The organism is Duganella hordei, from assembly GCF_040369125.1.
GTDB classification, from domain to species: Bacteria; Pseudomonadota; Gammaproteobacteria; order Burkholderiales; family Burkholderiaceae_D; genus Rugamonas; species Rugamonas hordei.
Genome location: NZ_BPWI01000004.1, coordinates 472,755 through 496,078, shown reverse-complemented (window position 1 = coordinate 496,078; position 23,324 = coordinate 472,755). Strand labels below are relative to the sequence as shown.

The following is a 23,324-nucleotide window of genomic DNA, read 5'->3' as shown; positions in this document are numbered from 1 at the left end:
GGGCGCCGCTTTTATTTTCGCCTAACGTGTACTCATTGTGTAGAATTTGCACCATTACTGGCGCAAGCCATTGCCTAATTTGAAAGTTTAATCATGAAACAAGCCGTCATCAGCGGTACCGGCCTCTACACGCCAGCGCAATCGATCTCCAACGAAGAACTGGTCGCATGTTTTAACGCCTACGCCGAACAGTTCAACGCCGACAACGCCGCCGCCATCGCCGAAGGCACCGTCACGGCGCTGGAGCTGTCCAGCGTGGCCTTCATCGAAAAAGCGTCGGGCATCAAGTCGCGCTACGTGATGGAAAAGACCGGCATCCTCGATCCGCAGCGCATGGTGTCGCGCATTCCGGAGCGCGCGGACGACGAACTGTCGCTGCAGGCGGAGATCTGCGTGGCGGCGGCGCGCCAGGCGCTGGACCGCGCCGGCCGCGAGCCGGCCGATATCGACATGGTGCTGGTGGCCTGCTCGAACATGCAGCGCGGCTATCCGGCGATGGCGGTGGAAGTGCAAGGCGCGCTGGGCATCGAAGGCTACGGCTTCGACATGAACGTGGCCTGCTCGTCGGCCACCTTCGGCATCCAGCAGGCGGTGGCGGCGGTGCAAAGCGGCCAGGCGCGCGCGGTGCTGGTGCTCAATCCTGAAATCACCAGCGGCCACCTGAACTGGCGCGACCGCGACAGCCACTTCATCTTCGGCGACGCCTGCACGGCGATGGTGATCGAGGCGGCCGACACGGCCAAGGGTTCGCACCGCTGGGAAATCGTCGAGACCAAGCTGAAGACCAGCTTCTCGAACAACATCCGCAACAACTTCGGCTTCCTCAACCGCTTCGACGAAACGGGCATCGGCCAGCCGGACAAGCTGTTCCGCCAACAGGGCCGCAAGGTGTTCAAGGACGTGTGCCCGATGGCCGCCGAGATGATCAAGACCACCATCGCCGGCGCCGGCCTGGAAGTGCCGCAGGTGAGCCGCTACTGGCTGCACCAGGCCAACCTGAACATGAACCTGCTGATCAGCCGCATGGTGCTGGGCCGCGACGCCGAGCCGGGCGAGGCGCCGGTGATCCTCGACACCTACGCCAACACCTCGTCGGCCGGCTCGGTGATCGCCTTCCACAAGTACTCGGACGACATGGCGCCGGGCCAGCTGGGCGTCATCTGCTCCTTCGGCGCCGGCTACTCGATCGGCTGCGTGGTGGTGCGCCGGATTTAAGCGACGGCGAAGCAGTCGTTCAGCTCTTCCTCGACGGCCGCGTATGCGGCCGTCGCTCTTTCCGGGCCCGCGGCGGTGGCCTCGGCCGAGACGAAGCGCAGCCGCTTCAGGCCTATCGTCGCCAGGATCGCGCGCAGATAGGGTTCGAGGAAGTCGGGCTGGCGGGCGCGCTCGCCGGTGCGATAGCCGCCGGAACTGACGGCGATGTACACCGGCCGGTCCGCCAGCGTGCCGATCTTGCCTTCCGGCGTGGCGTTGAAGGTCACGCCGATGCGCACCACGTGGTCCAGCCAGGCCTTCAGCACCGACGGCACCGTGAAGTTGTGCATCGGCGTGGCGATGACCACGCAGTCGGCGTCGCCCAGCTCGGCGATCAGCCGGTCCGACATGGCCAGCGACGACAGGCCGCGCGCGTTCGCCGCCGGTGCGCCGTCCCGCGTGCCGCCCAGGGCTGCCGCATATTCGCCATCGACGTGCGCCAGCGGCTCGGCCCATAAATCGCGCGTGACGATCTGCGCCGCCGGATGCTCCGCCAGCAACCGGTCCATCACGCGCTGCGACAGGCGGTAGCTCGCGGACTGCTGCCCGCGCGGACTGCAAGTGATGTGCAGGATCTTCATACGGCCCCCTCCTTCAGGAGTTTACCGAAGCGCATCGCGCCCGGCAGCAGGCCCTCGCGGAAATAGAAGCGCTGCGCCAGCGCGTTGGACAAGCCGGTATCGAGCACCAACTTGGCGCAAGCGGCGCGTTCCGCGTAGCCGCTCAACTGTTCCAGCAGGCGCGCGCCCCAGCGGTGGCGGCGGCTTTTCTCGGCGGCGACCAGGTCGTCGACGTACAGGAACCGGCCATATACCATGTTCTCCTGCAGGCGGTAGCCGGCCAGCGCCACCACCTCGCCGCCGTCCCAGGCCGCAAGTATGCGGTAGCCCTGCGCGGCCTGGCGCGTCGCGCGGGCGACGAATTCCTCTTCGGTTTCCAGGTGCGGGCGCAGTTCCTTCATCACCGGATAGCAGGCGCGCAGCTGGTCTTCCGTTTCCACGTCCCTTAGTTGTTCATTCAGTTGTTCACTCGGTTGGTCGTTCATGGTCGATCCTTTCAAAATGCCATCTTAAGACGTTAATGGCATAATCCACAGAGCCATGATATGACATATAGACTAGGCCATATGACCAAGACACCCGACTTCCTCCGGCTCGACGCCGCCGCGGCCGAGCCGCTGTACCGGCAAATCTACACCCGCTTCCGCGGCGCCATCGCGGAAGGCCTGCTGCCGCCGGAAGCGCGTATCCCGTCCGCCCGCGCGCTGGCACTGGAACTGGGACTGGCCAGGGGCACGGTGGAAGCGGCCTACTCGCTGCTGGCGGCCGAAGGCTATGTCGAAACGCGCGGCCAGGCCGGCACCATCGTCACGCCGGCGCTGGCGCGCCATGCCGCAACCGCATCGGCCGCCCCTCCGCGCGCGCGCAAGGCCAAGGACACGGCCGCGCCCTTCTCCGAGATCGTCTCGCTGAACCGGCCATTTCAACTGGGCCTGCCGGCGTTGGACGCCTTTCCGCGCAAGGTGTGGGCCCGGCTGGCGGCGCGTTCGATCCGCGCCATGCAGGCCGAGCACATGGTCTACCCGCCGTTCGCCGGTCATGCGCCGCTGCGCGCCGCCATCGCCACCTACCTGCAGCTGGCGCGCGGCATCGACTGTTCGCCGGCTCAGGTGTTCATCACCTCCGGCTACCGCAACACGCTGGAACTGGTCGCGCGCGCCGTGCTGCAACCGGGCGACGGCGTGTGGGTCGAAGATCCCGGCTACACGCCCACCAGCGATCTGCTGCGTCAAGCCGGCATGACGCTGGCGCCGGTGGCGGTCGACGCCGACGGCCTGGTGGTGTCGCACGGCGTGGCCACCGCGCCGCACGCCAGGGCCGCCATCGTCACACCGGCGCATCAAAGCCCGCTGTGCGTGTCGCTGTCGCTGCCGCGCCGCCTGGCCCTGCTGGACTGGGCCGCCCAGGCCGGCGCCTGGATCGTCGAGGACGACTACGACGGCGAGTACCGCTACGTCAGCCGTCCGCTGCCGGCGCTCAAAAGCCTGGACCGCGAAGGCCGCGTGCTGTACGCCGGCACCTTCAGCAAGGTATTGTTCCCGGCCGCGCGGCTGGCCTACCTGGTGGTGCCGCAGGCGCAGGTGCGCCGCTTCGAACAAACCTGCCAGACCTTCTCGTCAGGCGGCCCGGCGCTGACGCAGGCCATCGTCAGCGATTTCATGAACGAAGGCCATTTCGCCCGTCACATCCAGCGCATGCGGCGGCTGTACGCCGAGCGCCGCAAGATCGCCGCCGAAGGCCTCCACGCGGTGCTGGGCAAGCATCTGCGGGTCGACCCGCAGCCGGGCGGCATGCACCTGGTTTTGCGCATGAAGGGCCACCATAGCGACCGCGCGCTGGCGGCGCGCATGCTGCAGGACGGCATGGCGGCGCTGCCGCTGTCGGAGCGGACGGTGCTGCCGCACCCCGCGTCCGCACTGCTGCTGGGGTTCACCAACATCGACACGCCGCAGCGGGCGCGTGAACTGGGCGAGCGGATATTGAAGCTGATGTGACATGGCCATGTGAGTTTCCACAACTTCGCGCGCCGGGCGATTGTGCTACGCTAGGGTTCATTCATCCTGCAGCAGGAGCCCCGCACGCATGCCCCACAATATCAGCCTGATCACCACCATCGCGGCCGCGCTGGGCTTCGGCCTGCTGTTCGGCTATCTCGCAACGCGCCTCAGACTGCCGGCGCTGGTGGGCTATCTGGCTGCGGGCATCATCATCGGCCCCGCCACGCCGGGCTTCGTGGCCGACACCGCGCTGGCCGGGCAACTGGCCGAAATCGGCGTGATGCTGATGATGTTCGGCGTCGGCCTGCATTTTTCCCTCGACGACCTGTGGGCCGTGCGGCGCGTGGCGCTGCCCGGCGCGGTGCTGCAGATCGCCGTGGCCACCGCGCTCGGGATGGCGCTGGCGCACTTCTGGGGCTGGAGCCTGGGCGGCGGCCTGGTGTTCGGCCTGGCGCTGTCGGTGGCCAGCACCGTGGTGCTGCTGCGGGCGCTGGAGGAGCGCGGCATCCTCGATAGCTTCAACGGCCGCATCGCCGTCGGCTGGCTGGTGGTGGAAGACCTGGTCACCGTGCTGGTATTGGTGCTGCTGCCGGCGCTGGCCGGTTCGCTGGGCGGCACGCCGGCCGACCTGACTGGCGCCCACGGCGCGCCTGCGGGCGATGCCAGCCTGTGGACCACGCTGGCGATCACGCTGGGCCAGGTGGCGGCCTTCATCGCGCTGATGCTGGTGGTCGGCCGCAAGCTGTTCCCGTGGATACTGTGGCAGGTGGCGCGCACCGGCTCGCGCGAGCTGTTCACGCTGTGCGTGATCGCCGCCGCCGTCGGCATCGCCTATGCGTCGACCCATTACTTCGGCGTGTCGTTCGCGCTGGGCGCCTTCTTTGCCGGCATGGTGCTGCGCGAATCCGAACTGGCGCACCGCGCCGCCGAGGAATCGTTGCCGCTGCGCGACGCGTTCGCGGTGCTGTTCTTCGTTTCGGTCGGCATGCTGTTCGAGCCGTCGATACTGGTCGAGCAGCCACTCAAGCTGCTGGCGGTGGTGGCGATCGTCGTGATCGGCAAATCGGTGGCCGCCTTCCTGCTGGTGCTGCTGCTGCGCTATCCGGCCAAGACGGCGCTGATGGTGTCGGCCAGCCTGGCGCAGATCGGCGAGTTCTCCTTCATCCTGGCGGCGCTGGGGCTGTCGCTCAAGCTGATGCCGGTTGAAGGACAAAGCCTGATACTGGCCGGCGCGATCATCTCGATCGCGCTCAATCCCGTGGTGTTCCGCATCACCAAGCCGCTGGAGCGCTGGATCGGCAGGAACGGCGCGCTGGCCGCGAAATTCGAACGCGCCGCCGATCCGCTGGCGGAGCTGCCGCTGTCGGTGCCGCAGGAGCACCTGGCGGGCCAGGTGGTGCTGGTCGGCTACGGCCGCGTGGGCAGCCGCATCGCCGCCTCGTTGACGGAGCGTGGCATCCCCTTCGTGGTGGCGGAGCAGAACCGCGAAGTGGTCGACCAGTTGCGCAAGGACGGCGTGCACGCGGTGGCCGGCAACGCGGGCGAGCCGGCGGTGCTGATCCAGGCGCACATCGCGCGCGCCTCGATGCTGGTGATCGCCACGCCGGACACCTTCCATGTGCGGGCGATGATCGAGACGGCGCGCGCGCTCAATCCCGACATCAAGACCGTGGTGCGCACCCACAGCGACGCCGAGGCGGAACTGCTGCGCGGCGAACGCGCGGGCGAGATATTCATCGGCGAGCAGGAGCTGGCCAAGGGGATGACAGAATATGTGCTGTCCAACCTGCAGCGCAATCGGTCATCTCATTAAAACCATCGATACAAGGCCGCGCGGGAGCGGCAACTTACTCATGAAAAAACTTCTTTTCGTCACCCTGCTCGCCACGCTGTCGCCAGCGGGCCCCGCGCTGGCCGGCGAGACAGCCAGCGAAATTGCGGTGCTGGTCGCCGACCAGAGCGACGCCAACGGCAACCCGATGCCGACCACACCGGCCATCACCGGCGTCGTCGGCCTGCTCGCGGCGGAGACGGGGCTCAACCTGGTGATCCACCCCTATCCGTGGCGACGCGCTCAGATGCTGGCCGAGAACGGCGAAGGCCTGCTCTACGGGGCGGCCGCGACGCCTGAGCGCCAGCGCATGTTCAACTTCAGCAAGCCGCTATACGCCGCCAGCCAATGGCTGGTGACGCCGGCGCGCAGCACCTTGAGCTTCCAGCGCTGGGAAGACCTGCGCGGCAAAGTCATCTCGATATCGAGCGGCGGCCGCTATGGCACGGAATTCGAGGAGCATCGCGGCAAGACCTTCACCGTCGAGGACAACGCCGCGACCATCGCCAGCCGCCTGAAGATGCTGAGCATAGGCCGCGTCGACGCGGTGATGCTCGACAGCTTCCGCGGCGCGGCGCAACTCGAAGCGCGGCTCAATTGCCTGTATCCGGGCGACGGCAAGTGGACGGTCGTGGACAAACCGCTCGACACGGAACCGGTGCTGCTCGCGGTGTCGAAATCGGCGCAGCTCAACAGCGTCCTGCCCGCCCTGAACGAGGCCATCGACCGGCTGGCAAAATCCCGCAGTATCCAGAAATTGCTTGAGAAGAGATTGACCGCGACATCCTGCTGACAAGGCGCTCCGCGCGCCTACAGGCTGACCGCCAGTTCCGCGCCTTCCTTGATGGCGCGCTTGGCGTCCAGCTCCGCCGCCAAGGCCGCGCCGCCGATCTTGTGGAAGCGTGGCCAATTGGCGTTGGCCTTGACCTCCTCTTCCGACGGCATCAACTCGGTCAGACTGTCCTGGCCCGCGCACACCACCACGTTATCGACCGACAGCAGGCGCTGTTCGCCGGCGATGGTGACGTGCAGGCCCTGGTCGTCGATGCGGTCGTACTGCACGCCGGCCAGCATCACCACGCCGTTGCGCGCCAACACGGCGCGGTGCACCCAGCCCGAGGTCTTGCCCAGGCCCGCGCCCAGCTTGGAGGTCTTGCGCTGCAGCAGATACAGCTGGCGCACCGGTTCCGGCGCCGCCGCTGTGGTCAGGCCGCCGGGCTTATCGCCCTGCATGTCGACGCCCCACTCCCTGGCCCAGACATCCAGCGCCAGCGGCAGCGGATGCGCGGGGTCGTGCAGCAGGTATTCGCCCACGTCGAAGCCGATGCCGCCGGCGCCGATGATGGCCACCCGCTTGCCCACCGGCGCCTTGTTCTGCAACACGTCGATATACGACAGCACCTTCGGGTGGTCGATGCCTTCGATCGGCGGACGGCGCACCTTGATGCCGGTGGCGACGATCACGTCGTCGTAGCCGTCGGCCAGCAGCTGCTCGCGCGTGACGCGCACGCCCAGCCTAACCGTCACGCCGGTCAATTCCAGCTTGCGGCGGAAGTAGCGGATGGTCTCGGCGAATTCCTCCTTGCCGGGAATCTGCATGGCGATCTTGAACTGGCCGCCGACGCTGTCGCTGGAGTCGAACAGCGTGACGTCGTGGCCGCATTCAGCCGCCACCGTCGCCGCCGACAGGCCGGCGGGACCGGCGCCGACCACCGCCACGCGGCGCTTCTTCGCCGCCAGCGCATAGACCAGCTCCGTCTCGTGGCAGGCGCGCGGGTTGACCAGGCAGCTGGCGCGCTGGTTGGAGAAGGTGTGGTCCAGGCAGGCCTGGTTGCAGCCGATGCAGGTGTTGATCTCGTCGGCGCGGCCCTGCGCGGCCTTGGCCACGAAATGCGAATCGGCCAGGAAGGGGCGCGCCATCGAGATCATGTCGGCGTCGCCGCGCTGCAGGATGCCTTCCGCCTCGGCCGGCATGTTGATGCGGTTGGACGCCACCACCGGTATCGTCACTTCGCGGCGCAGGCGTCCCGCCAGGCTGGCGAAGGCGCCGCGCGGCACCGAGGTCACGATGGTCGGCACGCGCGCCTCGTGCCAGCCGTAGCCCGAATTCAAGATCGTCACGCCGGCCTGCTGCAGCGCCTTGGCCACGGCCACCACGTCTTCCCAGGTGTTGCCGCCGTCGACCAGGTCAAGCAGCGAGTGGCGGTACATGATGATGAAGTCCTTGCCCACTTCGGCGCGGATGCGCTTGACGATTTCCACCGAGAGGCGCATGCGGTTCTCGATGCTGCCGCCCCAGCGGTCGGTGCGCAGGTTGGTGCGCGCGCACAGGAACTGGTTGAGCAGGTAGCCTTCGCTGCCCATCACCTCGATACCGTCGTAGCCGGCCTCGCGCGCCAGCTTGGCGCAGCGGGCGTAGTCGCGGATGGTCGATTCGATGCCGGCCTCGGTCAGCGCGCGCGGCTTGAACGGCGAGATCGGCGACTTCTTCTCCGACGCCGACACCACGAACGGCTGATAGCCGTAGCGGCCCGCGTGCAGGATCTGCATCAGGATCTTGCCGCCCTCCTCGTGCACCGCATTGGTGACGCGGCGGTGATTGTAGACGTCGCCCTTGAAGTTGAGCGTGCCGCCGAAGGGCAGCAGCCATCCGGAGCGGTTGGGCGAGATACCGCCCGTGACAATCAATCCCACCCCGCCGCGGGCCCGCTCACGATAGAATGCGGCCAGTTTGCCGTAGTTGTAGAAGCGGTCTTCGAGACCGGTGTGCATCGATCCCATGAGGACGCGGTTGCGCAGCGTGGTGAAGCCGAGATCCAGGGGGGCCAGCAGGTGTGGGTATGGTGTAGTTGTCATTATGGTTGTTAGAGTCAGACGTGAATGCCCGCATTAAAACCCAATTCTCTAGACCCGGGCTTCTAAAGTCCCGCCGCCGGCCGCCGAATTTTTGTAACCATGCGGTAGCGCTCTTGTATTCTGCCACCCTTTCCCGTACGCTGGAAAAATGATGCGATTCCTTCTGTTTCTGTTGTTAGGTGCGGCCGCCCAGGTGGCGATGGCGCAGGCACCTAAGCTTGAATTGCCCAAGCTGGAGGTTTCGGTCAACCGCGTTGAACTCGACGCGCAGCGCATGTACGAAGTGGACGCCACCGGCACCGTGGCGGCGCCGCTGACCAAGGTATGGCGCATCCTGACCGGCTACGAGCGCATGGCCGAATTCGTGCCGGACCTGGAGTCGTGCAAGGTCCTGTCGCGCAATGGCAATGAAGTCATCATTGAACAATTCGGCGTGGCCCGCTTCCTGTTCATGTCCAAATCCATCCACCTGATCGTGCGCGCGACCGAGCAGCCGATGTCCTCCATCGACATCTCGCTGATCTCGGGCGACATGAAGCACTATGAATCGCATTGGGAGTTGATCCCGGTGCCCGAAACCGGCGGCACCAAGGTGGTCTACAGCGGCCGGCTGATACCGAACTTCTACGTGCCCGGCATCCTCGGCGCCAAGATGATACGCGGCGACATCGAGCGCATGATGGGCGCCGTGCTGGCCCGTCTCGACCGCCGCGACGAACCGCGGGTGGAAGCTATTCCGAAGTAGCCCCGGCTCAGGCCAGGTAGGTATCGCGGTCGCGCAGTTCGGCGAAGTTTTCCAGGCTGCCGATCTTGATCAGCACCGGGTTCAGGCTCAGCTTGGCCTGCATCGCGCGCCAGGCGAACTGCCACTCGTGTTCCTGCGCTTCGGCGGCGGTCTTGGTGAAGGCCGCGCCCAGGGCGGCGCGGGTGCCGTATTCGATGGCGCCGTCGATACCCGCCCAACTCGGCAGGGCGCGCTGCACCGCGCGATGCAAGCGTTCGCCGAATTCCTCGGTGTTGTGGATGATCAGGCAGCTGTCCGACGAGAACAGCTCGAACAGCTTGCGCTCCCATACCTGCGAGAAGCTCAAGGTCAGGCAGTTCGACGCCGGCGTCAGGATGAACTGGCCCTGGGTCAGCGCCAGTTCCAGATCTTCGCGCACGCCGTAGCGGTACAGGGTCGGAGGGCGTTGGTAGTCGTGCATGTTGGTACTCTATTCTCTACAAAGTTATTTGAGCGGGCGGCGCACGTGGCGGTGCGAGCGCATCGACGCCGAGGCGATGAAAATCTCGCGCAGCAGGTAGCAGAAGCTGCCGATCAGCGCCAGCATCGCCACCACGAACATGCCGGCGATGTACTTGTCCAGCGAGATGTTGGTGATATCGCCCAGGAACAGCATCGCAATCACCAGGCAAATCAGCAAGCCGCAGGCTGTCGACAGCGTGATGGACGCGTTAATCAGGTGTGATCTTCGGTATAGCACATCCAGTTCGTTCAGATAGACGTCGCTGTAGCCGATGTCCAGCCGGTCTTCCAGCACCCGCGAGCGGTCGATGATGCGCGCCAGGCGGTTGGTCAGCACCATCAGGTTGGTGCAAACGCCCGTCAGCAGGAAAACCGGCGCGATAGCCAGTTGGATAATGTGGCCGATATCGCCGATCTGGATGTTCATGTATGCGTGTTTACGTATGTTGCGCTTGATTTTTTAACAGTGTAACAGCCCGCGCCCCTGTTCAAGCAAAAGTGCGGGTCCGCTTGAATTCCTCGGTGGCGCCGACCAGCGCGCGCGCGATGCCTTTTTCCATCGCGCCGTGGCCGGCGTCCGGCACCATGGTCAGCATGGAACCCGGCCAGGCCTGGTGCAGGCGCCAGGCTGACACCGGCGGGCAAATCACGTCGTAGCGGCCCTGCACGATCACCGCCGGCAGATGAGCGATGCGGCCGACATTGCGCAGCAGCTGCTCGTCGCTGAAGAAGCCCAGGTTGGCCATGTAGTGCGATTCCAGGCGGCCGACGCCCAGGTCCAGCGTGTCCGACGGCGGATCCTCGGCCTGCGGCAGCAGGAACACGCGGCGCCCCTCGAAGCGGCTCCACGCGCGTACCGCCGGCCAGTGGATCGCCGGGTCGTCGCTCATGATGCGGCGCACATAGGCCTGCAGCAGGTCGCCGCGCTCCTCCGGCGGAATCGGCGCGATGAATTCGGCGTGCACCTCGGGATGGAACCATTGCGCGCCGTCGAGGAACCAGTCGATTTCCGTCTGCGTGCACAGGAAAATCCCGCGCAGCACGAAGCCGAGGCAGCGCTCCGGGTGCGCCTGGCCATAGGCCAGCGCCAGGGTCGAGCCCCAGGAGCCGCCGAACACCAGCCACTGCTCGATGTTGAACATGGCGCGCAGGCGTTCGATGTCCTCCACCAGCAGCTGGGTGGTGTTGTTGCGGCATTCTCCCAGCGGCAGCGACTTGCCGGCGCCGCGCTGGTCGAACAGGATCACGCGGTATTCCTTCGGATCGAAAAAGCGGCGGTGCTGCGGCGACAGGCCCGCGCCGGGGCCGCCGTGCAGGAAGATCACCGGTATGCCGTCCGGATTGCCGACTTCTTCCCAGTAGATGGTGTGCAGGTCGTCCACCGGCAGCATGCCATGACGCACAGGCAAAACAGGCGGGAACAGGGGCGAGGTCGGGTCGAACATGGCTATCCTTAGGGCGGTGATAGCAGATTGTACGAAAAAAAAGCCAGGATCGCGAACGATCCTGGCTCGAGGCTGCTGCAGATGCCGGTCAGGACATATGCTGGCCGCCGTTGATGGCGATATTGGCGCCGGTGACGAACGCCGCTTCGTCCGACGACAGATAGGCCACCAGGCCGGCCACTTCTTCAGGCTTGCCCAGGCGCGCCATCGGAATTTGCGGAATGATCTTGGTATCGAGCACTTCCTGAGGGATTTCCATCACCATTTTGGTGCCGATGTAGCCCGGCGAAATGGTATTGACGGTCACGCCCTTGCGCGCCACTTCCAGCGCCAGCGCCTTGGTGAAGCCGTGCATGCCGGCCTTGGCGGCCGAATAGTTGGTCTGGCCGAAGGCGCCCTTCTGGCCGTTCACCGACGAGATGTTGATGATGCGGCCCCAGCCGCGCTCCACCATGCCATCGCACACCGGCTTGGTCATGTTGAACACGGAGTCCAGATTGGTGGCCATGACGGCGTCCCAATTCGGCTTGTCCATTTTCTTGAAGGTCATGTCGCGGGTGATGCCGGCGTTGTTCACCAGCACATCGATCGGACCGATGTCCTTTTCGATGGCAGCCACGCAAGCCTGGGCCGAATCGTAATCGGCCACATCGCACGGGTAAGCGCGGAAATTAAAGCCCTGATCGCGGGTAGTCGCGAGCCACTGCTCGACCTTCGGATTGCCAGGGGAATATGTGGTGACTACGCAATAGCCGAGCGCCGACAGCTTGAAACACACCGCTTCGCCCAGACCACCCATGCCACCGGTTACTAATGCAACTCTTGCCATTTTTCGTCCCCTCTTGTTAATTGACACTAAAAATCATCTGACACCGCTCCAGCCGAGTCCCGAGACCGGAGCGGCTCTTCCGCAAAACCTGTTATATGTTGCTTATACGCGGTTGCTTAGGCGCGTTCGATCGCCAGCGCCACGCCCATGCCGCCGCCGATGCACAGCGAGGCCAGGCCTTTTTTCGAATCGCGGCGTATCATTTCGTGGATCAGGGTGACCAGGATGCGGGCGCCGGATGCGCCGATCGGGTGGCCGATGGCGATCGCGCCGCCATTGACGTTGATCTTGCTGGTATCCCAGCCCATTTCCTTGTTCACCGCCACCGCTTGCGCGGCGAAGGCTTCGTTGATTTCCATCAGGTCCAGGTCGTCCGGGGTCCAGCCGGCCTTTTTCAGGCACAGCTTGGTGGCCGATACCGGGCCCATGCCCATGATCGACGGATCCAGGCCGGACGAGGCGTAGGCCTTGATCTTGGCCAGCACCGGCAGGCCCAGTTCCTTGGCCTTGGTGGCGGACATCATGATGACGGCGGCGGCGCCGTCGTTCAGGCCGGAGGCGTTGCCGGCGGTTACCGTGCCATCCTTGGCGAAGGCTGGACGCAGGCCGGCCAGCGCTTCGATGGTCGAACCCGGTTTGACGTATTCGTCGCTGTCGAACACGATGCTGCCCTTTTTCTGCACGATTTCCAGCGGCAGGATCTCATCCTTGAACTTGCCGGCCTTTTGCGCGGCTTCCGCCTTCAGCTGCGAATTCAGCGCGAACTCGTCCTGCTCGGTGCGGGAAATGTCGTATTTCTTCGCCACGTTCTCGGCGGTGGTGCCCATGTGGTACTGGTTGAAGGCGTCCCACAGGCCGTCGACGATCATGCTGTCGACCATCTTGAAGTCACCCATGCGGAAGCCGTCGCGCGAACCGTTCATCACGTGCGGCGAGGCGCTCATGTTTTCCTGGCCGCCGGCGATGATGATTTCCGAGTCGCCGGCCTTGATGGCCTGCGCCGCCAGGTGGGTGGCTTTCAGGCCGCTGCCGCACACGTGGTTGATGGTGAAGCCCGGGATAGTGTTCGGCAGGCCCGACTTGATGACGGCCTGGCGCGCCGGATTCTGGCCCACGCCGGCGGTCAGTACCTGGCCGAGGATGGCTTCGCTGATCAGGTTGGGATCGATGCCGGTCTTGGCCAGCAGGCCCTTGATCACGTGCGCACCCAGCTCGGATGCCGGGGTTTTGGCCAGGCTGCCGCCGAATTTACCCACGCCTGTACGGCCAGCGGCCACGATAACTACATCATCCATTTAATTCTCCAATGCGCCGGCCGCAGCCGGCTTAGTTTAGCAACAACGCGAACTTCGATAATACGCTCCAGCGCGCAGGCCGTGCAGGGTTTCGATTGTGCGTCGCCGCGAGAAACTTGCCCAGGTCATGCAAGACTTGTCTAGCAGCATCCGTGCCAGAAATCATCAATCGCCGGGGACCCATCGTAAGCGGCGCACATCGCGACATGTTTGACATGCGTCAAACCAGTTTCATTCATTCTGAAGAAACAGTATTAATTTGTCACGACAATAATTTGATGCCGTCCAGCGTGCTGGCGCACTGTTCGCGTATCACGTTGACGAAATCAAGCACATAGGCCTTGTGCTTCTGCGATTCGGGCACGGAGACGAACAGGTCGCTCCACAGGCCCAGCTCGCCGACCGGGCGGGCGATCACGTAGTCGTAATCGACATAGTTTTTGATGGCCCAGTTAGGCAACGCGGCGATGCCGCGGCGGCTGGCCACCAGTTGCAGCACCGCCACCGTCAGCTCGGCGGTGCGGCGTTCGAAGTGGATATCGGCCGGCTGCAGCACTTCGCGGATCAGGTCGATGCGGCTTTCCGGCACCGGATAGGTGATCAGCGTTTCCCCTTCAAAATCGGCCGCCTGCAGGCGGCGCTGGGCCGCCAGCCGGTGTTTTTGCGCCATCACGACCAAGATTTCAAAACGGAAAAGCGGGAAAGTCGCAAAATCGGGACCGTAGGGCGAGCCGATCACCAGGTCGGCGGCGCCGCTGCGCAGCAGCTCGGCCGGTTCGCTGTGGAAGCCGGACACCAGGTCGATTTCCACCTCCGGCCAACGTTTGCGGAATTCATCCATTACAGGCATCAGCCAGTCGAAACAGGTGTGGCATTCCAGCGCGACGCGCAACTGGCCGGTGTCGCCCTGGGTCAGGCGCGCCACTTCGCGCTCGGCCGCCTCGATTTCCGGCAGCAGCAGATCGGCCAGCTTGAGCAGCCGGGCGCCGGTGGCGGTAAAGCCTATCGGCACGGATTTTCGCTCAAAAAGCGGCCCGCCGTAGCGATCTTCCAGCAATTTGATTTGATGCGACAAGGCCGACTGCGTCAGGTTCAACAGTTGGGCGGCGCGCACCAGGCTGCCGGCGGAACGCAGCGCGCTGAGGGTTCGGAGGTGGCGTATCTCTAGCATGGTCTATTAATTTTTTTCATGTGAAGCCGCAAAATCTTTCGTTTTGATTATAGACCGGATTGCCGCACACTTTATATCACCAATATTAAATGCGGATGACATCAAAATGACAACACCAAATAAAGCAATCCACAGCCACATTCCGGGCTTCCCGCGCATCGGCGCGGCACGTGAACTGAAGTTCGCGCTGGAGGCCAACTGGCGCGGCGAACTGAGCGACGAGCAGCTGGAGGCGACCGGCCGCGAACTGCGCGCCCGCCATTGGGCGCTGCAGCAGGCGGCCGGGCTCGACTTCGTCACGGTCGGCGATTTCGCCTTCTACGACCAGGTCGCCAACCACATCCAGCTGCTGGGCTGCGAACCGGCCCGCTACGGCTTCCGCGCCGGGCAATCGCAGCTGAGCCGCTATTTCGCCATGGCGCGCGGCAACGGCAAGGCCGAGCCCGCGGCTTGCGGCCACGACCATTCCCACGACGACGGCCACGTCCACGCATCCGCCGCGCTGGAAATGACCAAGTGGTTCGACACCAACTACCACTACCTGGTCCCGGAATTCACGCCTGAAACCGTGTTTTCGCTGGCCTGCGAACGCCTGTTCGACGAAGTTGCCGAAGCCCAGGCGCTCGGCCACCAGGTCAAGGCCGTGCTGCTGGGGCCGCTCAGCTTCCTGTGGCTGGGCAAGTCGCGCGGCGCCGAAGGCTTCGACCGCCTCAGCCTGCTGGACCAGCTGCTGCCGGTCTACGGCCAGGTGCTGGACCGCCTCAAGGCCCAGGGCGTGCAATGGGTGCAGGTCGACGAGCCCATCCTCGGCCTCGACCTGCCCGCCGCATGGCGCAGCGCCTTCGAGAACAGCTACTGGCAGCTGAACCAGGTCGGCGTGCCGCTGCTGCTGGCCACCTACTTCTCGCCGCTGGAGGAAAACCTGAGCCTGGCCTGCCGCCTGCCGGTGGCCGGCCTGCACGTCGACGGCGTGCGCGCCGCCCACGAACTGGCCAGCATCGCCGACTGGCTGCCGGTGCACAAGGTGCTGTCGGTCGGCATCGTCGACGGCCGCAACATCTGGCGCACCGACCTGGACGCGGCGCTGGCCGTGCTGGCGCCCATCATGGACAAGCGCGCCGGCAAGCTGTGGCTGTCGTCGTCGTGCTCGCTGCTGCACGTGCCGTTCACGCTGGCCGCCGAAAACGCGCTCGACCAGGAAATCCGTTCATGGCTGGCCTTCGCCACCGAAAAGCTGGACGAGCTGTATGTGCTGAAGCGGGCGCTGCAAGGCGAATACGACGCCGCCACGGCCAACGCGCTGGACGTCTCGCGCGCCGCCATCGCCGGCCGCCGCGCCAGCGAACGCGTGCACCAGGCCGCCGTGCGCAACCGCCTCGACGCGCTGCCGGCCGACGCCGACCGCCGCCACGCGGCATTCGAGCAGCGCCAGCAGGTGCAGCGCGCCCGCTTCCAGCTGCCGTCCTTCCCGACCACCACCATCGGCTCCTTCCCGCAAACGCCGGCCATCCGCGCGGCCCGCGCCGGCTTCAAGCGCGGCGAGCTGGACGCCGCCGGCTATGCCGCCAGGATGCGCGAGGAAATCGCCTACGCCGTGGGCCGCCAGGAAGCGCTGGGGCTGGACGTGCTGGTGCACGGCGAAGCCGAGCGCAACGACATGGTCGAATATTTCGGCGAGCAGCTCGACGGCTTCGTCTTCACGCAACTAGGCTGGGTGCAATCGTACGGCTCGCGCTGCGTCAAGCCGCCGGTCATTTACGGCGACGTCAGCCGTCCTGTAGCGATGACGGTGGAGTGGACGCGCTACGCGCAAAGCCTGACCGCCAGGCCGATGAAGGGCATGCTGACCGGGCCTATCACCATCCTGCAATGGTCGTTCGTGCGCGACGACCAGCCGCGCTCGCGCACCGCGCTGCAGATCGCGCTGGCGATCCGCGACGAGGTGGCGGACCTGGAACAGGCCGGCATCGGCATCATCCAGATCGACGAGCCTGCCGTGCGCGAAGGCTTGCCGCTGCGCCGCGGCCGCTGGGACGAGTACCTGGACTGGGCCACGCGGGCGTTCCGGGTGGCGGCCAGCGCGGCGGCCGACGGCACGCAGATCCACACCCACATGTGCTACGCGGAGTTCAACGACATCCTGCCGCAGATCGCGGCGATGGACGCCGATGTCATCACGATCGAGACCAGCCGGTCGGACATGGAGTTGCTCAACGGCTTTGGACAGTTCCGCTATCCAAACGAGATCGGCCCCGGCGTGTACGACATCCACTCGCCGCGCGTGCCGGACCAGGCGGAAATGGTGCGGCTGCTGCAGAAGGCCAGCGCGGTGATCCCGCCGGCCAACCTGTGGGTCAATCCGGATTGCGGCCTGAAGACGCGCGGCTGGGCGGAGACTGAAACGGCGCTGGGTAATATGGTCGCGGCTGCCAAACAATTACGCGCCGAGCAAGCGATCTACTAAGCAATAGCGGGCGGCGGCCGGACAGGCCGCCGCCATCCCGCATTTTTACTGGCTCAGTACGGTGCCAGCCCTCCCCATCTGTCGTTTTCCACAGTAAAATGCTGGTGCCTGCGCATGCGCGCGAGGTTAACCCTCTAATACTGTCGCCCATGTCCAAGAGCCTGTTTCAGAAGCCCATAGAAATCAAGATTTCCACCGTAGTCGCAGTTTCCGCCATCCTGTCCACGGCGGACCGCCTGGCCCTCGACGCCGCGCTGGCCGAAATGACCGGCGGCACCAGCGACTTCTTCGAAGACGACCTCACCGTGATCGACGTTGCCGCGCTGCCGGAAGGCTGCGGCCAGATCGACTGGGCCGGCCTGATCGCCGTGCTGAGCAAATACCGCCTGAAGCCGGTCGCCGTGCGCAACGCCGCGCCGGCGCTGCACGCGGAAATCGCCGCCCACGGCCTGAGCCTGGAAGCGGCGACCAAGCCGCGCGAGGAGGCCGCACAAGCAGCCCCGTCGGCGCCGGCGCCGGCGCCAGCCGTGGCAGCCGCCGCTCCCGCCGCCGACAGCCTGCCCGGCAACGCCGGCGTGATGATCATCGACACGCCGGTGCGCGCCGGCCAGCGCATCTACGCGCGCGGCTGCGACCTGATCGTCACGGCCGTGGTCAACAACGGCGCCGAAATCATCGCCGACGGCAGCATCCACGTCTACGCCACGCTCAACGGCCGCGCGCTGGCCGGCGCGTCCGGCAATCGCGACGCCCGTATTTTTGCGCTGAACATGGCGCCGGAACTGGTCTCCATCGCCGGCGTCTACCGTACTTTCGAAGACGGCTTCCCTAAGGAATATGCACGTTCCCCTACGCAAATTCGCTTGGTGGGCGACCGAATCGATATACTATCTGTCAATTCGGCAACCCGCGCTTGACAACACCTCTCTGAAAAGGATTATTTGTGGCGAGAATTATTGTAGTAACGTCCGGTAAGGGCGGTGTCGGCAAAACGACTTCCAGCGCCAGCTTCTCCACCGGTCTGGCCATGCGCGGCCACAAGACCGCGGTCATCGACTTCGACGTCGGCCTGCGCAACCTCGATCTGATCATGGGCTGCGAACGCCGCGTGGTGTACGACCTGATCAACGTGATCAATAAAGAGGCAACGCTGACCCAGGCGCTGATCAAGGACAAGCACTGCGACAACCTGTTCATCCTGCCCGCCTCGCAAACGCGCGACAAGGATGCGCTGTCCGAGGACGGCGTCGAGCAGGTGCTGCACGAACTGATCAACATGGGCTTCGAGTTCATCATCTGCGATTCGCCGGCCGGCATCGAGCACGGCGCGCTGATGGCGCTGACCTTTGCCGACGAGGCCATCATCGTCACCAATCCGGAAGTATCGTCGGTGCGCGATTCGGACCGCATCCTCGGCATCATCCAGGCCAAGTCGCGCCGCGCGCAGACCGGCGGCGAACCGGTCAAGGAGCACCTGCTGATCACCCGCTACTCGCCCAAGCGCGTGGAAGCGGACGAAATGCTGTCGCACGAAGATGTGCAGGAAATCCTGCGCATTCCACTGATCGGCATCATTCCGGAATCGGAATCGGTGCTGCACGCTTCGAACCAGGGTAATCCGGCGATTCACTTCAAGGGCACCGATGTCGCGGAAGCCTACGAAGACGTCGTGTCGCGCTTCCTCGGCCAGGAATTGCCGCTGCGCTTCACCACCTATGAAAAGCCGGGCCTGCTGCAGCGTATTTTTGGGAGCAAGTGACCATGGCCCTGCTTTCTTTCCTGTTCCCGCAAAAACCGAAAACCGCCACCGCGGCCAAGGAGCGGTTGCAGATCATCATCGCGCGTGAGCGCAATGGCCGCAGCGGCCCGGACTTCCTGCCGGCGCTGCACAAGGAATTGATCGAGGTGATTTCGAAGTACACCAAGGTCAACGCCGACGACATCAAGATCTCGCTGGACCGCCAGGGCAACCTGGAGGTGCTGGACGTGAACGTGGTGCTGCCGGACGCGTAACACCACCGGCTGGCCGGTCCCGGCGCCCGCGCGCCGGCCGGCCACGCCAGCTTCTTCTCGCCTTCCCTACCCCGCCGGTTTCCTGCTTGGCAGCATTTTTGTGTCTTCCACAATTCCGCGACGCTTACTGCGCATCCACAGAATTTTTCTTTCCAAACCTCAACTTGTTCATTGAATTTGCGGTTTTTCCAGTGTACCGTGTAATGGTTGCATAGGCGCACCCCACGGAAATCGAGATTGTCTAAAAATAACTATTAGTGTCTATGGAAAAATAGTTGGCTATTTTGCTAACTTTTTTTGTAAATCTCTGTTATATTTGAAGTGACTTCTCCTTAACATTTTCCAACAGGCAGCAGTATGAGAATCGCTGTACTAGACAACGACCGCAGCCAGGCCGAACTGATTTGTCAGGTATTAACCTCGGCCGGCCATACCTGCCACAGCTTCCAAACCGCAAAAGATGTGCTGGCGCAGTTGCGCAAGGATAGCTACGACATGCTGATCCTCGACTGGCAAGTGGTCGATCTGAGCGGTGCCGAAGTGCTGCGCCGCTCGCGCGAGAAGCTGCCCGACAGCGCCCCGGTCCTGTTCCTGACCACCAGTTCAGGCGAGGACGACATCGTCGCCGGCCTGGCCGCCGGCGCCGACGACTACATGATCAAGCCGCTGCGCCGGAGTGAAATGGTGGCCCGCGTGCAAGCACTGTTGCGCCGCGCCTACCCGGCCCAGAACGGCGCCGAACAATTGCAATTCGGTCAATATGTGTTTGAAACCCGTCCCGGACGTTTGTTGATGGATGGCATCGTTTTGGACGTGACCCACAAAGAGTTCTACCTGGCGCTGTTATTTTTTCGCAACATCGGCCGCCCGCTGTCGCGCGCCTACATCCATGAAGCCGTATGGATACGCGAGACCGCCGTGCCGTCGCGCACCATGGACACCCACGTCTCCCGCGTCCGCAACAAGTTGCAATTGAAGCCGGAAAACGGTTTCCGCCTGGTGCCGGTGTACAGCTACGGCTATCGCCTGGAAAAGCTGGGCGCCTGATATAGCGCGGATACTGCCAACGGTATAGGCAGGGGCCGGGCAGCATGGAGATACATCACGGTATAATGTCCGCTAACTCCTCATCCGGACCCGAAATGCAGCTGCTTGCCGTCGGCCTCAATCACACCACCGCACCGGTCTCGCTCCGCGAGCAGCTGGCGTTCGCCCCTGAGCAACTGGGCCAGGCGGTGATGGCGGCGCGTTCGTGGTTCGAGCGCATCGACCACCGGGGCAGCGACGAGGCGGCGATCCTGTCGACCTGCAACCGCACCGAGTTGTACGCGGCCAGCCAGGTGCCCGATCCGCTCGACGCCGGCGCCCATTTCCTGGCCGACTTCCACCAGCTGAACTACGCCGAGCTGCGCCCGCACCTGTACCTGCTGCCGCAGCACGACGCCGTGCGCCACACCTTCCGCGTCGCCTCCGGGCTCGATTCGATGGTGCTGGGCGAAACCCAGATCCTCGGCCAGATCAAGGACGCGATCCGCACCGCCGACGAGGCGGGCGGCCTGGGCACCTATCTGCACCAGCTGTTCCAGCGCTCGTTCTCGGTGGCCAAGGAGGTGCGCAGCACCACCGAGATCGGCGCGCACAGCGTGTCGATGGCCGCCGCCGCCGTGCGGCTGTCGCAGCGCATCTTCGACAAGATCGCCGAGCAGAACGTGCTGTTCATCGGCGCCGGCGAAATGATCGAGCTGTGCGCGACGCACTTCGCGGCGCAGAATCCGAAATCCATCACCATCGCCAACCGCACGCTCGATCGCGGCGAAATACTGGCGCACCGCTTCGGCGGCCGCGCGATCCGCCTGGCGGATCTGCAGGACAAGCTGCACCAGTACGACATCGTCATCTCCTGCACCGCGTCGTCGCTGCCGCTGATCGGCCTGGGCATGGTGGAACGCGCGATCAAGGCGCGCCGCCACAAGCCGATGTTCATGGTCGACCTGGCCGTGCCGCGCGATATCGAACCGGAAGTGGCGCGCCTGAACGACGCCTTCCTGTACACCGTCGACGACCTCGGCAAGGTGGTGCAGACCGGCATGGAAAACCGCCAGGCCGCCGTGGCGCAGGCCGAGGCCATCATCGAAACCCGCGTGCAGTCCTTCATGCACTGGATCGACGACCGCGCCGTGGTGCCGGTGATACAAAGCCTGCACGAAAACGGCGAGGCGCTGCGCCAGATCGAACTCGAACGCGCGCGCAAGATGCTGGCCCGGGGCGAGGATATCGACGCCGTGCTGGAGGCGCTGTCCAAGGGCCTGACCGCGAAATTCATGCACGGTCCGCAGCAGGCGCTGCACCGTGCGCAGGGCGACGAGCGCGCCCACCTGGCCGAGCTGCTGCCGCAGCTGTTCCGCGGCCGTCGTTAGCGTCTCCGCACCTCCGCCGCACCTCTTCGCCGCCGCACGCGCGGCGCATGTTTTACCTCTCAAAGAATACGCTATGAAACCATCCATGCTGGCCAAGCTCGATCAACTGGCGAACCGCCTGGTCGAACTCGATGAATTGCTGATGTCCGAAGGCGCGACCAATAACATGGACGCCTACCGCAAGATGACCCGCGAGCACGCCGAACTCGGCCCGCTGGTGGCGCTGTACAAGTCCTACCAGGAAGCGCAGGGCGACGCCGCCGCCGCGCAGGAGATGCTGTCCGATCCGGAGATGAAGGACTTCGCGCAGGACGAAATCGAAGCGGCCAAGACCCGCCTGGCCGAACTCGAACTCGAGCTGCAAAAGATGCTGCTGCCGAAGGACGCCAACGACGAGCGCAACATCTTCCTCGAGATCCGCGCCGGCACCGGCGGCGACGAATCGGCCTTGTTTGCGGGCGACCTGCTGCGCATGTACACCCGCTTCGCCGAGCGCAACCGCTGGCAGGTGGAAGTGGTGTCGGAATCGCCGTCGGACCTGGGCGGCTACCGCGAGGTGATCGTGCGCCTGATCGGCAACAGCGTGTACTCCAAGCTCAAGTTCGAATCCGGCGGCCACCGCGTGCAGCGCGTGCCGGCCACCGAAACCCAGGGCCGCATCCACACCTCCGCCTGCACCGTGGCGGTGATGCCGGAAGCCGACGAGGTGGAGGACGTCAACATCAACCCGGCCGACCTGCGCATCGACACCTTCCGCGCCTCGGGCGCCGGCGGACAGCACATCAACAAGACCGATTCAGCCGTGCGCCTGACCCACCTGCCGACCGGCATCGTGGTCGAGTGCCAGGACGACCGCTCGCAGCACAAGAACAAGGCGCAGGCGATGAAGGTGCTGGCGGCGCGCATCAAGGATGTGCAGCTGCGCGAGCAGCAGTCGAAGGAGGCGGCCACCCGCAAGAGCCTGATCGGCTCGGGCGACCGCAGCGAACGTATCCGCACCTACAACTACCCGCAGGGGCGCATGACGGACCACCGCATCAACCTGACCTTGTACAAGCTGGACTTCATCATGGACGGCGACCTGACCGAGCTGACCAACGCGCTGGCGGCCGAGCACCAGGCCGAATTGCTGGCGGCGCTGGGCGACTGAGCGGCCGGTTGTCAAGCGGCGCTTCCTGTTCTAATATTGCTTTCCGAAGAAAACAATTATAAGAGGCGCAAAATGACCGAGCCGACAGCGGAACTCAATCAACTGCGGGAGCTGTCGCGGGCACGCGCCGGCTCGACCTACGCCAAGATCATCAACGAACTGATGGCGCATGTGTTCCTGGTCAAGTCATGGACCAAGGTGTCGACCAGCGGCAGCGCCGTTCCGGTCTACACGCAGTTCGGCGCGGAATACGATGTTCGCTACCAGGAGGGCAACCTTGCCAATATCGTGCACGAGCTGACCCACATGGCGTGCTACATCAGCTACGACAACGATTTCCTCTGCTGGCATCCGACCGCCAGGGTCAAACCGGCCCGCACCTATAGCCGTGCCGGCAGCACCGGCTATGTCACCAACCAGGAAGCGCTGCAGGCGCCTGAAAAAGACGCGCTGGCCCCCTTGCTGATACTGGGCCAGCAGATCAAGGCCTGTATCGCCGGCTCCGACCTGAGCGCGACCAAGAAGAAGATGGTGGTCGACAAAATGGAATACGGCACCACCATGTACGCGGGCGTGGAGTTCGACCCCTGCGTCAACAACGTGCTGGGCTGGCTGGTCGAATGGGGCTACCCCAAGAGGCCCAGCCTTTTCACCAGCAGAAATGCCAATCAATTGTTCAACGCGGTCGAACAGGTGGCCTACGAGCAGTACAAGAAACGCACCGGCAAAACCTGACAACGCCTGACGAAACCTGAATTAAGCGCCGGCTAAGGTCGAATCGACAAACTTGTGGGAA

General features: G+C 64.5%; 22 protein-coding genes. 13 read left to right on the top strand and 9 right to left on the bottom strand.

Annotation, left to right across the window (positions count from 1 at the left end):
- The first annotated feature begins 93 nt into the window (after positions 1-93).
- Entirely contained in the window at positions 94-1,215 is a 1,122-nt protein-coding gene (locus ABWW33_RS12895) for a beta-ketoacyl-ACP synthase III (RefSeq protein ID WP_353401951.1), read from the top strand.
- On the opposite strand, the gene ABWW33_RS12890 is transcribed toward ABWW33_RS12895, so the two are convergent.
- Together ABWW33_RS12890 and ABWW33_RS12885 are read right to left on the bottom strand one after the other, a co-directional pair.
- Positions 1,212-1,835 carry an FMN-dependent NADH-azoreductase gene (locus ABWW33_RS12890; protein WP_353401949.1) on the bottom strand — a complete coding sequence of 208 codons (624 nt, stop codon included), beginning with the start codon at positions 1,833-1,835 and terminating at the stop codon, positions 1,212-1,214. The two genes, ABWW33_RS12895 and ABWW33_RS12890, sit on opposite strands and share 4 nt — an antisense overlap.
- Complete coding sequence (locus ABWW33_RS12885; protein ID WP_353401948.1) at positions 1,832-2,299, bottom strand: GNAT family N-acetyltransferase; 468 nt, start codon at positions 2,297-2,299, stop codon at positions 1,832-1,834. Before ABWW33_RS12885 ends, ABWW33_RS12890 begins: the two co-directional genes overlap by 4 nt.
- Before the next feature lie 81 nt (positions 2,300-2,380).
- On the opposite strand from ABWW33_RS12885, the gene pdxR reads away from it, so the two are divergent.
- The 3 genes from pdxR (at position 2,381) to ABWW33_RS12870 (ending at position 6,435) form a co-directional block, all read left to right on the top strand.
- Entirely contained in the window at positions 2,381-3,808 is a 1,428-nt protein-coding gene (gene pdxR, locus ABWW33_RS12880) for a MocR-like pyridoxine biosynthesis transcription factor PdxR (RefSeq protein ID WP_353401947.1), read from the top strand.
- 88 nt (positions 3,809-3,896) lie between these two features.
- A complete protein-coding gene (locus ABWW33_RS12875; protein ID WP_353401946.1) occupies positions 3,897-5,624 on the top strand; it encodes a cation:proton antiporter domain-containing protein in 1,728 nt (575 codons plus the stop codon).
- Between the two features lie 40 nt (positions 5,625-5,664).
- Complete coding sequence (locus ABWW33_RS12870) at positions 5,665-6,435, top strand: substrate-binding periplasmic protein (protein ID WP_353401945.1); 771 nt, start codon at positions 5,665-5,667, stop codon at positions 6,433-6,435.
- Between the two features lie 17 nt (positions 6,436-6,452).
- Here the strand turns inward: ABWW33_RS12870 and ABWW33_RS12865 are convergent, their stop codons facing one another.
- Positions 6,453-8,498 carry an oxidoreductase gene (locus ABWW33_RS12865; RefSeq protein ID WP_353401944.1) on the bottom strand — a complete coding sequence of 682 codons (2,046 nt, stop codon included), beginning with the start codon at positions 8,496-8,498 and terminating at the stop codon, positions 6,453-6,455.
- Between the two features lie 151 nt (positions 8,499-8,649).
- Here ABWW33_RS12865 and ABWW33_RS12860 point away from each other — a divergent pair, with 151 nt between their 5' ends.
- Positions 8,650-9,243 carry an SRPBCC family protein gene (locus ABWW33_RS12860; protein ID WP_176653479.1) on the top strand — a complete coding sequence of 198 codons (594 nt, stop codon included), beginning with the start codon at positions 8,650-8,652 and terminating at the stop codon, positions 9,241-9,243.
- Between the two features lie 7 nt (positions 9,244-9,250).
- Here the strand turns inward: ABWW33_RS12860 and ABWW33_RS12855 are convergent, their stop codons facing one another.
- The 6 genes from ABWW33_RS12855 to ABWW33_RS12830 all read right to left on the bottom strand — a co-directional run bounded on the left by ABWW33_RS12855 (position 9,251) and on the right by ABWW33_RS12830 (position 14,484).
- Positions 9,251-9,703: a hypothetical protein gene (locus ABWW33_RS12855; RefSeq protein ID WP_176653093.1), complete on the bottom strand. Its 453-nt coding sequence runs from the start codon at positions 9,701-9,703 to the stop codon at positions 9,251-9,253.
- 24 nt (positions 9,704-9,727) lie between these two features.
- Complete coding sequence (locus ABWW33_RS12850; protein ID WP_176653094.1) at positions 9,728-10,171, bottom strand: DUF2721 domain-containing protein; 444 nt, start codon at positions 10,169-10,171, stop codon at positions 9,728-9,730.
- Positions 10,172-10,232: 61 nt separating this feature from the next.
- Positions 10,233-11,189, bottom strand: a complete 957-nt coding sequence (pip, locus tag ABWW33_RS12845; protein WP_176653095.1) for a prolyl aminopeptidase — start codon at positions 11,187-11,189, stop codon at positions 10,233-10,235.
- An 88-nt stretch (positions 11,190-11,277) separates the two neighbouring features.
- Positions 11,278-12,018 carry an acetoacetyl-CoA reductase gene (phbB, locus tag ABWW33_RS12840; protein WP_008443632.1) on the bottom strand — a complete coding sequence of 247 codons (741 nt, stop codon included), beginning with the start codon at positions 12,016-12,018 and terminating at the stop codon, positions 11,278-11,280.
- A gap of 116 nt (positions 12,019-12,134) precedes the next feature.
- Positions 12,135-13,313 (bottom strand): acetyl-CoA C-acetyltransferase, encoded by a 1,179-nt coding sequence (locus ABWW33_RS12835; protein ID WP_176653096.1) that lies wholly within the window; start codon positions 13,311-13,313, stop codon positions 12,135-12,137.
- A gap of 262 nt (positions 13,314-13,575) precedes the next feature.
- A complete protein-coding gene (locus tag ABWW33_RS12830; RefSeq protein ID WP_353401943.1) occupies positions 13,576-14,484 on the bottom strand; it encodes a LysR family transcriptional regulator in 909 nt (302 codons plus the stop codon).
- Between the two features lie 106 nt (positions 14,485-14,590).
- Between ABWW33_RS12830 and metE the strand changes: the two genes are divergently transcribed.
- From metE to ABWW33_RS12790, 8 genes are all read left to right on the top strand, one after another.
- Positions 14,591-16,948, top strand: a complete 2,358-nt coding sequence (gene metE, locus ABWW33_RS12825; protein ID WP_353401942.1) for a 5-methyltetrahydropteroyltriglutamate--homocysteine S-methyltransferase — start codon at positions 14,591-14,593, stop codon at positions 16,946-16,948.
- A 149-nt stretch (positions 16,949-17,097) separates the two neighbouring features.
- The gene (gene minC, locus ABWW33_RS12820; RefSeq protein ID WP_353401941.1) at positions 17,098-17,865 is read left to right on the top strand and encodes a septum site-determining protein MinC; all 768 of its coding nucleotides are present in this window, start codon (positions 17,098-17,100) and stop codon (positions 17,863-17,865) included.
- A 26-nt stretch (positions 17,866-17,891) separates the two neighbouring features.
- Positions 17,892-18,707 (top strand): septum site-determining protein MinD, encoded by an 816-nt coding sequence (minD, locus tag ABWW33_RS12815; protein ID WP_176653100.1) that lies wholly within the window; start codon positions 17,892-17,894, stop codon positions 18,705-18,707.
- A 2-nt stretch (positions 18,708-18,709) separates the two neighbouring features.
- A complete protein-coding gene (minE, locus tag ABWW33_RS12810; RefSeq protein WP_008443622.1) occupies positions 18,710-18,961 on the top strand; it encodes a cell division topological specificity factor MinE in 252 nt (83 codons plus the stop codon).
- 357 nt (positions 18,962-19,318) lie between these two features.
- The gene (locus tag ABWW33_RS12805) at positions 19,319-20,008 is read left to right on the top strand and encodes a response regulator transcription factor (RefSeq protein WP_176653101.1); all 690 of its coding nucleotides are present in this window, start codon (positions 19,319-19,321) and stop codon (positions 20,006-20,008) included.
- Positions 20,009-20,103: 95 nt separating this feature from the next.
- Entirely contained in the window at positions 20,104-21,378 is a 1,275-nt protein-coding gene (hemA, locus tag ABWW33_RS12800) for a glutamyl-tRNA reductase (protein WP_353401940.1), read from the top strand.
- A 73-nt stretch (positions 21,379-21,451) separates the two neighbouring features.
- Positions 21,452-22,528: a peptide chain release factor 1 gene (prfA, locus tag ABWW33_RS12795; protein WP_176653103.1), complete on the top strand. Its 1,077-nt coding sequence runs from the start codon at positions 21,452-21,454 to the stop codon at positions 22,526-22,528.
- A gap of 72 nt (positions 22,529-22,600) precedes the next feature.
- Positions 22,601-23,263, top strand: a complete 663-nt coding sequence (locus ABWW33_RS12790; RefSeq protein ID WP_353401938.1) for a hypothetical protein — start codon at positions 22,601-22,603, stop codon at positions 23,261-23,263.
- The last annotated feature ends 61 nt before the right edge of the window (positions 23,264-23,324 follow it).